This is a genomic window from Pseudomonas sp. HOU2 (assembly GCF_040729435.1).
Lineage (GTDB): Bacteria > Pseudomonadota > Gammaproteobacteria > Pseudomonadales > Pseudomonadaceae > Aquipseudomonas.
This window is the reverse complement of record NZ_CP160398.1, coordinates 4,640,538-4,655,138: the sequence shown is the minus strand read 5'-3', so window position 1 is coordinate 4,655,138 and position 14,601 is coordinate 4,640,538. Positions and strand designations below refer to the sequence as shown.

General features: G+C 57.3%; 16 protein-coding genes. 2 read left to right on the top strand and 14 right to left on the bottom strand.

Annotated elements, in window-relative coordinates:
• Positions 1-9: 9 nt before the first annotated feature.
• The 4 genes from ABV589_RS20945 to ABV589_RS20930 form a co-directional block, all read right to left on the bottom strand.
• Positions 10-591: a phage tail assembly protein gene (locus ABV589_RS20945; protein WP_367083389.1), complete on the bottom strand. Its 582-nt coding sequence runs from the start codon at positions 589-591 to the stop codon at positions 10-12.
• A 151-nt stretch (positions 592-742) separates the two neighbouring features.
• Positions 743-1,249, bottom strand: coding sequence for a phage major tail tube protein (locus tag ABV589_RS20940; protein WP_007964324.1), 507 nt, complete (start codon positions 1,247-1,249; stop codon positions 743-745).
• Complete coding sequence (locus ABV589_RS20935; RefSeq protein ID WP_367083387.1) at positions 1,249-2,415, bottom strand: phage tail protein; 1,167 nt, start codon at positions 2,413-2,415, stop codon at positions 1,249-1,251. The genes ABV589_RS20940 and ABV589_RS20935 overlap by 1 nt, the downstream gene beginning before the upstream one ends.
• Before the next feature lie 2 nt (positions 2,416-2,417).
• Positions 2,418-2,630 carry a hypothetical protein gene (locus ABV589_RS20930; protein WP_367083385.1) on the bottom strand — a complete coding sequence of 71 codons (213 nt, stop codon included), beginning with the start codon at positions 2,628-2,630 and terminating at the stop codon, positions 2,418-2,420.
• Between the two features lie 282 nt (positions 2,631-2,912).
• On the opposite strand from ABV589_RS20930, the gene ABV589_RS20925 reads away from it, so the two are divergent.
• Entirely contained in the window at positions 2,913-4,409 is a 1,497-nt protein-coding gene (locus tag ABV589_RS20925) for an MBOAT family protein (protein ID WP_367083384.1), read from the top strand.
• A gap of 11 nt (positions 4,410-4,420) precedes the next feature.
• Positions 4,421-5,980 carry a hypothetical protein gene (locus ABV589_RS20920; protein WP_367083382.1) on the top strand — a complete coding sequence of 520 codons (1,560 nt, stop codon included), beginning with the start codon at positions 4,421-4,423 and terminating at the stop codon, positions 5,978-5,980.
• A gap of 36 nt (positions 5,981-6,016) precedes the next feature.
• Here the strand turns inward: ABV589_RS20920 and ABV589_RS20915 are convergent, their stop codons facing one another.
• The 10 genes from ABV589_RS20915 to ABV589_RS20870 all read right to left on the bottom strand — a co-directional run bounded on the left by ABV589_RS20915 (position 6,017) and on the right by ABV589_RS20870 (position 14,408).
• The gene (locus ABV589_RS20915; protein WP_367083380.1) at positions 6,017-6,565 is read right to left on the bottom strand and encodes a DUF4376 domain-containing protein; all 549 of its coding nucleotides are present in this window, start codon (positions 6,563-6,565) and stop codon (positions 6,017-6,019) included.
• An 8-nt stretch (positions 6,566-6,573) separates the two neighbouring features.
• Positions 6,574-9,033 (bottom strand): phage tail protein, encoded by a 2,460-nt coding sequence (locus ABV589_RS20910; protein WP_367083378.1) that lies wholly within the window; start codon positions 9,031-9,033, stop codon positions 6,574-6,576.
• On the bottom strand, positions 9,034-9,669 hold the full coding sequence (locus ABV589_RS20905) for a phage tail protein I (RefSeq protein WP_367083377.1): 636 nt from the start codon (positions 9,667-9,669) through the stop codon (positions 9,034-9,036). It lies immediately after the preceding gene.
• Positions 9,666-10,661 (bottom strand): baseplate J/gp47 family protein, encoded by a 996-nt coding sequence (locus ABV589_RS20900; RefSeq protein ID WP_367083375.1) that lies wholly within the window; start codon positions 10,659-10,661, stop codon positions 9,666-9,668. The genes ABV589_RS20905 and ABV589_RS20900 overlap by 4 nt, the downstream gene beginning before the upstream one ends.
• Positions 10,658-10,990 carry a phage baseplate protein gene (locus tag ABV589_RS20895; protein ID WP_003222189.1) on the bottom strand — a complete coding sequence of 111 codons (333 nt, stop codon included), beginning with the start codon at positions 10,988-10,990 and terminating at the stop codon, positions 10,658-10,660. The genes ABV589_RS20900 and ABV589_RS20895 overlap by 4 nt, the downstream gene beginning before the upstream one ends.
• A gap of 14 nt (positions 10,991-11,004) precedes the next feature.
• Positions 11,005-11,613, bottom strand: a complete 609-nt coding sequence (locus ABV589_RS20890) for a phage baseplate assembly protein V (RefSeq protein ID WP_367083373.1) — start codon at positions 11,611-11,613, stop codon at positions 11,005-11,007.
• A 3-nt stretch (positions 11,614-11,616) separates the two neighbouring features.
• The gene (locus ABV589_RS20885; RefSeq protein WP_367083371.1) at positions 11,617-12,138 is read right to left on the bottom strand and encodes a hypothetical protein; all 522 of its coding nucleotides are present in this window, start codon (positions 12,136-12,138) and stop codon (positions 11,617-11,619) included.
• A gap of 72 nt (positions 12,139-12,210) precedes the next feature.
• The gene (locus ABV589_RS20880; protein ID WP_003222183.1) at positions 12,211-12,552 is read right to left on the bottom strand and encodes a phage holin family protein; all 342 of its coding nucleotides are present in this window, start codon (positions 12,550-12,552) and stop codon (positions 12,211-12,213) included.
• Between the two features lie 144 nt (positions 12,553-12,696).
• The gene (locus ABV589_RS20875; protein ID WP_367083369.1) at positions 12,697-13,119 is read right to left on the bottom strand and encodes a tail fiber assembly protein; all 423 of its coding nucleotides are present in this window, start codon (positions 13,117-13,119) and stop codon (positions 12,697-12,699) included.
• 554 nt (positions 13,120-13,673) lie between these two features.
• Positions 13,674-14,408 (bottom strand): XRE family transcriptional regulator, encoded by a 735-nt coding sequence (locus ABV589_RS20870; protein ID WP_103520488.1) that lies wholly within the window; start codon positions 14,406-14,408, stop codon positions 13,674-13,676.
• Between the last annotated feature and the right edge of the window lie 193 nt (positions 14,409-14,601).

Genomic DNA, 14,601 nt, shown 5'->3' with positions numbered 1-14,601 from the left:
TATCGAGGATTACTTCGATGTCGCGTTCCGAAAGTAGGCCGCCGGCTGGTTTAAAAAATCGTCGATGCGCACCTGCAATTGGGTCCAGTCAGGGACGCTCAGCTGGGCCAGATCAGGGATCATCAGACCGGTACAATGCGCGGTGATGAACTCGGCGCGTTCCTTGGCCGTTTTCAGTTTCTTCATCACTTTGGTGGCGCGCAGTGCGGGCATTTCCAGCGACAGCGAGGTCACGGTGCGGCCAGTCACGGCGAGCGGTTGCAGCAGCTGCACCTGGTCAGGATCGTCGGACTTTTCCGCGTCCTCGACCTGCTCCAGAAAGTACGACGCCGGACGGGTCGACATCTCGTGCACATACTGGGCGATGCTCACGTAGTCCGGGCGTTTCAGCTGGTCGAGTTCCTTGACCGACAGGCCGGTGGCGAGCAGCGCCAGTTCGAAGAACTGATCGTCCTCATCATCGCCGGCGCGTTCCAGCGCTGCTTTCTGCGCGGCGTAGAACAGCGGCTTGAGCTGGATCTGTTCGATCTGCGTGCCGTCGTCGCCGGTGATCGGCGACAGCAGGTCATGCTGGGGTGGCATCCACGACATGTATGAATTCCTTGGTGATTCTTTTAGATCCACTGTGGGAGCGAGCTTGCTCGCGAAAGCGGCCTGACATTCAGCATTGATGTCCACTGACCTGGCGCCTTCGCGAGCAAGCTCGCTCCCACAGGGTTTTATGATTGCCTGTAAAACGGGGTTACGGCATCAGCACCGCACGGCGCGCATCACCGAGGATGTCTACACCGTTGAGCACGAATTTCTGGGTGCGCACGTCGATGTCGATCACCGGTACGCCGTTTTCCAGGCGGTTGTAGGTGCGGCAGGAGAAGTCCAGCGTGGTCAGGGCTTTGCCGCCCATCTTGATCGCGTCTTCACCCATGGTTTTGAGCTTGCCGCCGATGGTGTGGTAGGTGAACCAGGTGTTGCCGTCCTGATCCTGACCGGCTTCACGCACGTTCAGCAGGATGTCGTCGCCCAGTTTTACACCCATCGCCAGCAACACTTCAGCACCGGTGCCTTGCAGCTTGATCTGAGCATTCAGCGGCTTGGCGCTCTTGGCCATTTCCTCAACGATGAAGCGCCCGCCCGTCATGTTTTCCATGTCGAAGTCGATCTTCGGCGGAGTGAACTCCTCGACGGTCGCCGACAACGGCAGGCCTTGCAGGGTGGCCGCGATGGCCTGTCTTACGCGGTTGGTAAACATTAGAGAACGTCCTCCAGGAACTGCTCGATGATTTCATCGCGGGCGTTGAGTTGATAAACCATGTGTTCGTTCGGCGCGTAGCGGCCGTAGTCGATGACCACGTACCAAGTGCCGTTCTTGTACTTCTCGACGCTGTTGAGTTCCGGGTGCAGGTAGACGCTGCCGCCAGGAATGGTTTCGTCGGCGACCAGGGTCTGCAGCCAGTCGTTGATGCGCTTGACCTCCTGATCCATGAATGACTTGGTCAGGTTCTTGGCCATGGCTTTCTGGCCGGCCTTGACCAGCTTGCGGCTGATCGCATCTTCGAGGCCGACGTAGCTGATGAACTTGCCGGTGATCGAGCGGTTACCCAGCAGCGAGAAACCGCCGAGCACGGTGCGGGCGTAGTAGCTCACGCCGTAGCGGTTGAGCAGATCGCCTTCGGTGGAAGTGTCGAGAATGTTGTATTCAACGACCCGAGACACGTCTTCGGCGTAGGTCACCTGGTTGCCCGGGCTCTCCCACTGCTTGACCTTGGCCAGTGCGGCAATCGCCAGGCTCGACGGCGCGAGGAAGACGTTTTTCTTCGCCGCTTTCGAGTACACGGCCGGCATGTTGTGCACCACCAGGCAACGGTCAAAACCGAGGTCGGCACCGCCCAGTTCCTGGCTGAAGGTCACTTGATCAGCGACCGAGGCGTCCTTGCCGTCCAGCACCACACGGGCCTTGATGCGCTTGCCGAACGAGGCGAACTCGCTGGCCACCGCTTTGGTGCCGGTGAACCCTGGCGCGCCGATGATGGTCAGGTCTTCCGGGACACTGCCCAGTGCCGCCAGACCGAGCTTGCGGCCGGTGGTTGGATCAACACCGCCGATCACTGCGTTAACGGTGTCGGCCGGAGTCGCGCCCGCTTCGACGATCACCACGTACACCGGCACCTTGACCACTTTGAGGATCTGGTAAACCGCGTGGTACAGCGTGCCCTCTTCAGCGCCGGTCGGATCGAGCAGCGCGTGGGTGGTGAAGCTGTTGATGCGGAACGGTGCGTTGCGCGGAATCAGCGGATCGGCTTTCGGCGCGGTGCCGACCAGACCGATGACGTTGTCACCCAGGCCACCCATGGCCTCGGGGGATTCGGTGGCATTGACGGTAATGCCGTTGTGCTCGAAGTTCAAAACCTCAGCCATGTTCAGTCAGCCTTCTTGGCAGCGGCCTTTTTGGCCTGGTTAGTCATTGCGGTCGACTGATCGACCCCGTTGTTGTCGCTCAGCGCAAGGCGACCGGCAGTGAACAAAGCACTGGCCTCCACGTCGAGCAGGTCAAGTTGCTGGCCGGCGCTCGACCAGTGTCCATTTCCGGTAGGAAATGGAATGAGCACGGTGTAAGTTTGGCGGTGTGCCATTTCGGTTTTCTCCAGATACAAAAAAGCCCCTTGTTTGAGGAAGGGGCTGTCAGGGGCTATTGGATAAAGGGATGGCCCAGAGTACGTGGGCGCTGCTGCTTATTTGTTGCAGATCAGACGCGCTGTATTACACGCCTCATTCAAATGTTGACGACTGCTTGGTGTCGACGCGATTTGCTCCACCCAAGATAATTCGGTTAAATTGCCAGCGATATTTGAAGCTGATTCGACATCATAAAAAACCTGGCTAGGTCATCTAGCCCAAAATGGCCTTTTCAAAACATGATTTTCAGTTCATGGCAATTTATACTTCTTTTCTTGCCTATTTCATTTTTCGTTTATTTTTGGCTGAACCATCGGCGCCTGATTATTGCCGGAAAGGTCTGGCTGGTAGCCGCAAGCCTGTTTTTCTATGCGTATTGGGATATCCAGTATCTGCCTTTGATATTGGGATCGATTTTCATGAACTTCGCCATTGGCACCGGGCTCGCTCAAGCCTACCTGCCAGCCCAGGAAAATAGAAAACCACATCACGCAATCAACAGAAAAGTCGTATTAACCACAGGCATTGCGGCCAACCTACTGTTGCTCGGGTACTTCAAGTACACGGACTTTCTACTCAGCAATATCAATACCGTACTGGGCACAGATTATCCTCTGCCGCACATATTACTGCCTTTGGCGATCAGCTTTTTCACCTTCACACAAATTGTATATCTGGTGGACAGTTACCGAGGAGAGACTGCAGAGTACGATCTTCTTAACTACTCACTTTTCGTCACTTTTTTCCCCCACCTCATTGCCGGCCCGATTGTTCATCACCGACAAATAATGCCGCAATTCGCGTCTCGCTGGACCCTGAGCATCAGATACTCAAACATCATCAAGGGGTTATTTATATTTTCAATAGGGCTCTTCAAGAAAGTTGTCATTGCCGATAGTTTTGCGGTGTGGGCCACTGCCGGTTTTGATGGCAACCATGCTCTCGACTTTTATTCAGCGTGGGCGGCCAGCCTGTCTTATACATTTCAGCTGTATTTTGATTTCAGCGGATATTGCGACATGGCGATCGGTGCCTCGTTACTTTTCAATATATGGCTGCCAATAAACTTCAACTCCCCCTACAAAGCCCTCGACATCCAGGACTTCTGGCGCCGCTGGCACATCACGCTCAGCAGTTTTTTACGCGATTACCTGTATATACCGCTCGGGGGCAACCGCTCCGGTGAGTTCCGCACGTACATAAACCTGTTCGCCACTTTCCTACTGGGTGGCCTATGGCATGGCGCAACCTGGATGTTTGTCATTTGGGGAGCTCTGCACGGCGCAGCGCTGGTCATCCACAGATTCTGGAAACAGCTGCGCTGCCCTATGCCCACTGCACTCGCCTGGATCGTGACGTTTATGTTCGTCAACATCACCTGGGTCTTCTTCCGGGCCAAGACTCTGGACGATGCCATGCGAGTACTCAGCGGAATGGTCGACTTCAAATCTGCTGCCGGCCAACAAATTGCCGCTTTATCCACCCACGAGCTGGCTTGGGGAGGCTGGCTGTCCGACGTCCTGATCCGCTATCTGCCGACCGGCTCGATTGGCCTTATACCGACCTATGTAGCGATCATGCTTGCGTTCGTGCTGATCAGCCGGAAAAACTCAATGGAAATGGCAAACGGGACCATCGGAAGATGGAGAACATTGTATGGTGCGGCTCTGTTTTCGATCGCAATGTGCTTCTCGTTGGCCGCTACCAGCACCGTTTTCCTTTACTTTAATTTTTGATGCCAACAATCATGAAACCTAAAGTAATCTTTTTTATTGCGCTCAACTTGTTGGTGCTTCTCTCCATACCCGCAATCAATATCTTTGAGGCGCCCAATCGTGGTGCTATCAATTGGAAGAGCAAGGCATTCCTCTATAACATGGATTTCGCTCCCAGATGGGCAGCTGCCGTTCTTTACCCTTTAGGCATAAGCACTGACCCGCAACAGGTCATCATCGGAAAAGACGGCTGGTTATACCTTGGAGACATGTACCTCAGTACACTGTCCGAAGACCGACGCGCTGCATCCGAAACAGATCTGGCGCTCGGCAAGCAGATCGGAGCTGCGATGTCCGCCTGGGATGCTTATTTGACAGGTAAGGGCGTCAAAGTCTTTCGGCTCATGATCGGTCCCAACAAAGGCACGATCTATCCCGAACACTTACCCGAGTGGGCCCGACCTGCTCCGCATAATCCAACCGATGCCTTGATCTCGCAGGACTCCGGGAATCGTTTCGTCGATTTACGTGCTCCGTTGCTTGAAGCAAAAAACACACTGCCACATGCTCTCTACTACAAAACGGACACCCACTGGAACGCTGTCGGCGCTGCCGTCGGATTCCGCGCATTTGCGCAAACTATAGCCATATCCGACCCAACCATTGTGTGGCCATCGCCGACGGCGTACGCCATCGTTGAGACACCGCTGAGAAAAGGTGGAGACCTGGCCAATTTTCTTCGTTTGAGCGCTAGCCTGGATGATGAAGAACCCGTTATCAGTGCCTCGACACTAGCGATCACGACGACGACGATTGATTTCGACAGCAAAAAAACACTGACCAAAGGCGCAAACCTACCGATCAAGGCGCCGAACACGCCGATTCTCGTTGAGTCAAAAGGTGCCTTGAATGACAAAAAAGTGCTGTGGTTACGCGACTCCTTTGGTAACTCGCTGTCGCCTTTGATGGCGGCGACATTCAAGAATGTCATTCAATTGCATTGGAGTGAAGCACTCAAACCCGGTGGCCGTTTTCAACAACTTGTAGACGAGTGGAAGCCCGATTATGTCTTTGTCACCGTCGTCGAGCGCGCCGCACGATCAGAGTTTTTTACTTATTTCCCTCCTGCGGCATTTCTTCCTGACACCGGCGAATTCAAGACTGTCAGCAGCGCGATACCAATCAGCGACAATCAACTGATTCACGGCGAGTCTGGCAATGATTATGAAATCACTGGCAATGACGCGCTTATCAACTTTTCGCTTTCGAAAACGGTCACACCGACGGACGTCGACTATCTGAGCCTGAACCTTTCGTGCGCTGACGGCACACAAGCCATCCCCATGCAATTCTTCTGGCTGGATGAAACCCGTCCTGCATTTGATGAGGAGCACAGTGTTAAATTCACTGCACCCACCGGGCGCCATCTGCTGGATCTCAGAACGTTGCCAAAGTGGTCTTCCGCGTCAAACGTCAAACTCATTCGGCTTGATTTTGAAGCCAACAAGTCATGTTTTCACGTAAGAATCGAGCCTCCGACACTGGACGCAAGAACTGGCCGAGAGACAAAGGCCGATAAACTTATCGATTGATAGGGTCATGTGCACGCGCCCTGCACTATGGGGCGCTCACCAAGGTTTTGGCAGCAACTCGGCCGGCAGCGACAACGGCCACCCTTCCCCAAGCATGGCGTGGGTATAGGTATCCGTCTCAATGGCACGAAGCAACGCCAGTTCCCGGTCAAAACACGACTGGACGTGAGCACGTACAGCCTTGGCAATAGCGAGAATCTGTTCGGCACCGATTTCGACGAAACCATTCAGGGTTTTAAAGTTGCAGCGGTACTCGGGGTCGAGAATGGCGGACAGACCGGTGCTGGCGATCAGTGCTTGGCTGTCGCGAGTGGTTTCGATCAACAGGCCTTCCACGTTTACTCCGCTAGCCTCTCGTCGAAATCGTTCATTCGCCACCAGCATTGGCAGGTTCGGTGCAGCAGCTGGAAATGGTTGTTTGACAACTGAACCCTCTACCAACATCCAGATGCCATCAATTTCCCGGATCGTCTTGAAATACAGATCGTCCGGTATCTCGAGAGCACCCTCGGGAATTTGCTCGTGAGTTGCGGAGTCATAGCGGCCACACAACTCAAAGTTCTCATTGAATATTGCGTATTTCATTCTGGCTCCTAGTAACCAATGGCAAGCCATCGAGCGATCTGCTGACCGGTGTATGTGTTCTGAAGCTTGAACTGATTGTTACTGATCATATCGGCATTAACGGTTCCCTGAGCGGGAGTCCCGAAACTTGCCGTGATGCTTGCACACGCGGCTGGAAAGGCTAGCGGAAACGGGTACGTCATCGTCGTGCTGCCAGGAATGTTCTGATATCCCCATTGAATGACAATGCCGCCAAGCCATGAGGGGAAAACGATATAACCATTGGCCTGTTTGAGAATCTGAAAACCCCGGCGCAACTTTTTTGGTGTGACGAAGGTTTGATCGTCAGTACCCGAGTCTGTCTGCGCTTGAGAGGCAACTTTCGCTGTGCCTTGATTGAGTTCGGTCGCTTGTTGAGCCAGAACGGTCAAGGCGGCGATGTCGATGCTTCCCTGATTGACCGGGGCATTCCAGGCTTTGATGCACCACATGACGGCGATGTTGCGGGGACGGGTTTCCGTCCCACCGGTATCCACAGTCGTGACAGCAGTCACTGTTTGCATCGTGACACCGGTGTCTACAGCAGAAAGAAAGGCTCCTGAAGATATGGCTGCAGCCGCGCCATTGACTTTACCTCCCTCCCACACACCAGCAGGATCAAGAGTTGCACCGGTCTCATCAAAATAACGGTGGTTGTGGGTCTTGAACAAATCGGTTTGGGCACTGCCAACAGTTCGTCCTCCATCCACACCTCGCCCGTGATCCCAACCACGCAGGAACTCACCGCGCGACTCAGGCAAGCGGAAGTTACCCGCCCCCTCGTTACCCTTGTTGTAAGTGGTACCTAGAAAAGCCGCCAGATCCGGATAAGTCGCAATGCTCTGCACACTGCCATCCAGCTCCAGATAACCCGGCGCAACGATGCCGGTTGGGAATGCCAGAATGGCGCCCACCGGAACAGCGGATTTGAGCCGCTCGACTTCCTTGGCAAGAGCGGCAACATCGATGTTTCCCTGATTGACCGGGGCATTCCAGGTTTTGATACACCACATGAAGGCAATGTTGTGGGGGCGGGTTTCAGCAGCCGTTCTCGGCGTCCCAAATTCGGGTGTGAACAGATCCGGAGTCGGCGCCCCGACATGGGTTCCTATCAGCGGCGAACCAACGGTACTAGGATTCATGTTCGCAACAGCTGTGGAGCTGATCGAATTGACCAAAGTGGCGCCACCGGTTCCAGCAACACGAACCGGCGAATGGTAGTGGCCCTGCATTGCATCAAGCTGCGTACTGCCTAGCGCGCGGCCTGTATCGATTCCCCGCCCATGATCCCATCCGCGCAAGAACTCACCACGCGCTTCCGGCAAACGGAAATTCCCAACCCCCTCATCGCCCTTGTTGAACTTGCCGCCCAGATAAGCGCTCAAGTCCGGGTAAGTCGCACTGCTCTTGACGCTGTTATCCAGCTCCAGAAAACCCGGCGGCGGGGCATCAACCGGGAACGCGACAATCGAACCTACCGGCAACGCCGACGCCTTGGCAATCAACGCCTCGACTTCAGCCTTGGTGTAGGAGTCCTTGATGCCAAACCCGGCCAGCGTTTCAGGATTCGCACCTGCCGTCGCCCGACCATATTCATCAACCGTCAGGCTCTTGTAAGTGCCGGCAGCAATACCGGTACGCCCGGCGAGCATCTTGAACGTCAGTGCGGTGGTGCCAAGAGTGATCGGCGCATTGGTGGTCAGGTGCCACAGCGAATCGCCGTTGGCCGTGCCCTCCTCGACCATGACCGTCAGGCCCGGCGTGACCTTGGCGCTGGTATTGGCATCAGTCGCCCGCACCCAGTCGCCATTGGCGACAATCCACAGGCCGTTGTCCTTGGCCAGGGTCTGGTTCGCCAGCAGCACGCGGTCGCCGGCGATCACGGCGACGCCGTCAATCTGCTGCGCACCGTTCAACACGATGTTGGTAGAGGCCGCGACGCGCACCGATTGCTTGCCATCGAGTTTGCCGAGTTCTTCGGCGAGGTAACTCATGACCCACGCACGTGTGGCCTTGACCACGGTGTCATCGATCAGCAGCGTTACCAGCGACGCATTGCTGGTCTCGAAAATCGAGCGAATGTAGAACTCTTTGCCCGAGCCCGACGTCGCCAGTACCGGTTTGAACGACTCCGGGTATTTGACGATGGCGTAGAGAATCCCGGTGTCGGTCCACAGCCCCGCCTCACGCACATACCAGCCGCCGACATCCGGCGGAATGGTCACTTCGGCGAGCAGCCAGCTCGGGTTTTTCTCGTCCTGGAACAGGGCATTGAGCGGACCGCGCCAGACTTCGCGTTTAAGCGCCGTGGCGGTCGCGGCCGGGTTATAGACCGAGCCGCCGCCATCACCGACAGAAATCTGCGTCAGCTTGATCGGCAGCCCTGCGGCCTTGCACGCCGTTTCGTAGGCAATCCCTGCGTTGGTGAGCAGGGTGTAATAGTCAGCCATTCAGGCCCCCTGAGGATAAATAGTGGATGTTTCGACGGTGTACACCGCGGCGGCCATGAACGCCTCGCCAGAGGTTTCGAGACCCTCGATGAACACCGGATAAACCGTCGTCAACTCACCGCAGAAAGTCGCGGCGGCGATGGAGTGGCTGCCGAACGCGCTCAAGCCAACCGTCACCGAAAGAATGTCCCGCTCGCTCTTGGCATCAGCCAGACGCCGGTCGAGACGGGCGTCGATTTCTGCGCTGTAAGGTTGGTCGCTGAAGGCGCGCACGCTGAAGCTGTAGGGCACGCCGGGCGGCGTCTGTTCGTACCAGGCGCGGACTTCGGGGCGCAGTTGCAAACCCTTGGCCGCGTTCTCCAGCGCCTTGCGAGTGCCGGCCTGCCGCGCGGTGGGCCAGGCCAGTTCGACGGTCAGGCGTTTTTCCGCTTCTGGCGCGGCGGTGCTCCATTCGGCGACACCGCGATCTGCCGCCAGATACGGCAGAAAATCCACCGGTGTTTGGCTCGGATTCATCAGTTCGGGGAACGGCGGCGCGATGCGATTAAGCAGCGCGCCGAAGCCCAGATCCAGTCCGCGTTCGAGTGGAGAGCTGTTGGCCGGCAACAAGGTCGGGCTATGCGTTGGCTCACTCATAGCGTCAACACCTCGACCTCGACCGCGGTGCAGTAAGGCGCCTGAAACGCAGTGCTCACGATCGGCTCCAGCGGCTCGAGAATCTGCAGTTGCACGGCGCCAGCGCTGTGCAACGTGTAGTCGATCCAGCTCGGGTCGACACGCCCTTCGAGGCGATGGCAACTGTCGGCGTAGGCCTGCAATTGTTGCTGCGCGGCGACTTTGGTCAGGCCCGAGTCGGGGCCGGAATTGATCTTCGCCACCACGCGGATTTTGTAGCGCTGAATGTCGGCAGCCTTGACCGTGACCAGATCGGTTTCCGGTCGCACATCAGGGCGGGCGAAGTGCTGGCGTACACCGTCAAGCAACGCTGCAGACGGGGTACCATCGCCGTCTCGCGACAACACCGTGACCTGCACCTCACCCGGCGCCGTGCGGCGGCCGTTGCCGTCCTTGACCTGTGCAGCGAGGCCGTCCGGATTGAAGGTGTAGGTGACATTCACCACACCGGCGTCGGTGGATTCGACCTTCACTGTCGGCCGCTCGCCGAGGGTGAATACCTCGCGGCGATACTGCATTCGCGAGCCCGCTGCCGGGGCATGTGGCGCCAGGTAATAGCGCAGCCGGGCGTCGTCGTCGCTTTCGTAAATCGCGGGTACCGGCGGGAATGCCGCCGGGTCGCCCGGATCGAGCAACTGCCGCTCCAGGCCCATGTCCGCCAGCCGTGCATCGAGGTTGCTGCCGGTAGCCCACCACGCCAGCATCTGCTTGATGCGGGCGTTGTATTTGCGTTCGTGGGTTTGCAGGCGCACGCAGAAAGCCTCGAGCGCCAGGGTCAGCAATTCGCTTTCGTTATCGAGGCTGGTCTTGAGTTTCGCTGCGCTGTCCGGCGCTCGGGCGCCGACATACTCGACAACGAAGGTCTTGAACTCGGCGAGCAAGTCTTCAAAGGCGTCGACAGTGATCAGCGCCGGTTCGGCCAACTGATTCTGGCCGGGGATCAACATGCTCATGTCACTACCTCGAAGGTCTGTTGACGGTTTTTCCAGGTGCCGGCGAAACGCAGCAGCAGACCGGCGCCCTGACGGCTGGCGACGATCACGCTCGGCTGAAAATCGCTGATCCCGTTCTGCGCGTTGTAGAACGCCTGAGCCGCGTGGCTCTGGGCCAGGAGCAGAACGTCGTCACCGAGGTTCTGCCCCAGCAGCGTGGGAATCAGCGAGCCATAGAGGGGCCTTTTTTGCCGGGTGCCCAGCGGCGTGGTCAGGGCTCGTGTCGCGCGCTGCACGAACTGCAGCCAGTCGTCGACCGTGGCCCCGGAGTCTCTATCGATTCCGATCATGGGAAGCTCTTGATTCAGGGGCTGATGACGCGGCCCTGGTGATCCACCAACGGGCCGCTGAAGTGCACGCCCGAGGCGTCGATGCTCAGGCCGACGCCGCCCAGTTGCAGGCTGATCAGCTGCGGCGTCATCGTCAGTTGCGCGGGGCCGATGCTCAGTGCAAGCGACTCGCGAGAGCCACTGAATGCGGCAGGGCCGTTTTGCCAATGCAGGGTATGCGTGGCGTCGTCGTAGCCGCTTTCAGTGCCGTCGACATAAACGCGGCGCGTCAGCGTCGGTACCGTCGCTGTCGGCGGAAAGCGGTCACTGTTCAAACCGAACAACGCCACGCTTTGCGCGCCACCTTCGCCGCTGCCGTAGTTGAGCAGCAGGCATTGCTCGCCCACGCTCGGAATCCGCGATTCGCTCTGCGCCCCGGCGCTGGGGTTGAAGAACTTGATGGCTGGCGTCAGCAGTCCACCGTGACTGACCTGGCAGGTGTTGCTCGCGGCATCGACTGTCTGACAGACGCCGATGCGACAGAAACTCTCGGCGCGGCGGTGCAGGTCGTCGATCTCGGCTTCCATCTCGGCCAGCCGCTCGATGATCGGCCCCAGTTGCATGCGCAGTAATGCGTCGAACATCGGTCAGGCCTCCAGCGCGGTGTATTGGTCGGGGTCGTCGATGTTGCTGACTTCCCAGGTACGGGCGAATTTCGGTGTGCCGAGCGGATCGTCGAGCAAGGTCAGGCCGAGATAGAGGGTCTGGGTGAAGGTCAGCGTCCATGCCTTGTATGGCTGGTCGGCGCGGACCAGCACTGACGGCAAACCGTCAATGTTCATCGGCAAATCGCATTGATCGCCGGGCAGCCCCCAGCGGTTGTCAGTGATCAGGTTTTTCAGCACGGCGATCAGATCGCAGGCGGCAAAGGCACTGGCGGACACTGCCGGAATGACTTGCAGCGATACGGTCATGACGTGGGCGATACGTCCGTCCGCGCCGCGCACTCCGGGCGCATTACGGTCGAAGTCGATCAATGCCCAGGCCTGAGCGCCGGGGGTGGTGAAGTCGTCGTGATTGCCGACCTGCAGATTCAGGCCGGCGCTGTTACGCAAGGTTGTCGCCATCGCCGTGAACAGCTGCGAAGGCTGCTGGATCGGTGCGGGCATGCATGACCTCCTTTTCAATTGTCCACGCGCAGCCCCGCCGCATCGTTTGCAGCGAGGCAGGAAAATGTTGAGTTACTGTGGATCGCGCGGCGGGGGAACTTCGCAGACGCCGATGCGCTTGGCGGCCCAGCGTTCGTAGAGACCGATGGCGACGTCGGCACCGGCCATGGCGGTCAGGCAACCGAAGGCACCAGCGGCCCAGATGGATAATCCGGCGGCATACAGCAGCATGATCGCCGAAACGCCGCAGATCATGCAGGCGCCGGAGCGCAGGGCCAGACGCCGCAGCAATGACCAGCCACGAGCGCCCTCCTTGTCGGCGCGCCACATTTCGCCGGACACCCCGCCCACCACGGCAAGGAGGATGACCAGCCAGATCGGCATGTCCGCCAACGCTTGTTGCTCGTTTGTCATGTCACGCCTCCGTAGGTGATTGATGAGTGTTGTGTGTTGGGTTCAAACGATTTCTCTTGAGGCAGGCATTCCAAAAAGCCCGGCGCTGAGGCCGGGCTTTTCAGTAATGCACTCCTGATGCAGCGGATGACGGTTGCGACTGGATCAGAACGGCGCCAATGGCCAGTTGACTGTGTACGGATAGCCGGACTGTTTCGACATATCGCCCAGCTCAACGCAGTACTGCTTGTAAGCCAACAACAAGGCCTGGTCGTCAGGTGTGGCAACGCCAAGGTCGGCTTTGTATTGCAGTGGATGCACCAACAGCCACTTGCTGGCAGCCGTCAGTAACTCCAGAGCGTCTTGGGCCACGTCTTTTTCGCGTTCTTGATAGGTTGGTTCACTGAAAACCCAGTCAACATAATTGATGGTTTCCGCCTTCCATCCGACCTGAACAGCCGGGTTTGCTGTGATATCAACCCAACCACCACCTGACAGGTACTCGGGTATTTCCTCAGCTTCCACAATCTGCATGATTTTTTTGAACGGTTTCGCATAGTCGTATCGAACGTAAGCATAACGATTCATCTACTTCTCCTTGTTGAGGCGAGCGTCAGCCCTTGGGGTTTGCGTACCTGGATGTCCGCGCAATCGTTGTGAATGAAGCAAATATCAGGCAGGCATTCCAAAAAGCCCGGTGTTTGAACGCCGGGCTTTTCAGTAATGCGCTCCTTCGCCTTCCTTTAAGTCCTTTACTCAAAAAAGGAAGCTGACTGTTCGGCGCTACTGGCGCGGTACGAGTCCATTCAAATTGTTTTTCCGACCGCGGTCCCTGCCCGCCGGATAACTGCTCTTGGTGCTTTACGCTGCACACCCGGGTCAGTTGCCAACCCTCTGAACCGTTGAGGCCGGTTCATCGCTGCCTGTTCTTGTGGAACTAAAGAGCTGTTGTTGCCAGCCGCTTTGTCGAGCGGCTTGGTGGCAAGAATATGCATGGATGCATATACAGTCAATGCATAAATGCATTTATTTATGCATGGGAAATGCACGAACGCATGCAGCCGCATAAATCAAGGGCTCGAGGGTTTTATTCAGGCGAAAAAAAACCCGCCATGAGGCGGGTTTCTGTGACGGGTGAAAATCTATCGGGCGTACATGCCCCACCAGAAGACGTGACCGAGGATGACGATCTGCTCGTCCTGCATGTCCTGAAAGCTGTAGTCTTCGTCCGGATGCTCATCGCGGTTGAAACTGCGCAGACGGATGCCGGTCGGCAGGCGGTAGAGCTGCTTCACGCGCAACTGACCATTGTGATTGATCGCGTAAAGGTCACCATCGATGATATCGCCGATGCCGCACTTGCCGGCGTTGACTCCGACCGTGGCGCCATCCCGCAACACCGGCATCATGCTGTTACCGCGCACCGTCACGCATTTGGCCTGGTCGAACTGCACACCGTTATGGCGCAGGCTGCGCTTGCCGAAGCGCAGGCTAGAGCGTTCGCTCTCTTCGATGACGAATCTTCCTGATCCAGCAGCCAATTCAACCTCACGAAGGAAGGGCACCGACACCTCGTCGTCATCGACAGGGGTATCGTCGTCCCACAGGCTTATGTCCTTGAGTTCCGCATGCACGTCATCGCGCGCGCCGCCAGTCGCCGGGGCGACATCGGCGCGACCACGCAATTGATCAGTGCTCACATTGAAGTATTCGGCAATCTTCGAAATGTGTTTATCCGAAGGATCGACGATCTTCCCGCTGAGAATCCGCGAGAGCGTTGATTGAGGCACGCCGGTGCGACGGTGGAGCTCCGTGGGGGAGATCCCGTGCTGGTCGAGCAGTGCTCTTAAGACGGAGGATACGTTGCGTTTTTGCATAACGCGCATAGTGCTTGAAGTTTTTTCCGAAGACAAATGCTGATTTGCATAAATCATGCATAAATCACAATTAAATGCAGAAAGTGTCAGCCGGCCGTCATGCCTGCGTCGAGCCGACCGCCCATGGTAACCTTGCGCCCATCGCGGAAAAGCCCGGCGGTTGCCCTCGCTTTTGCCCTACATCATTTAACGA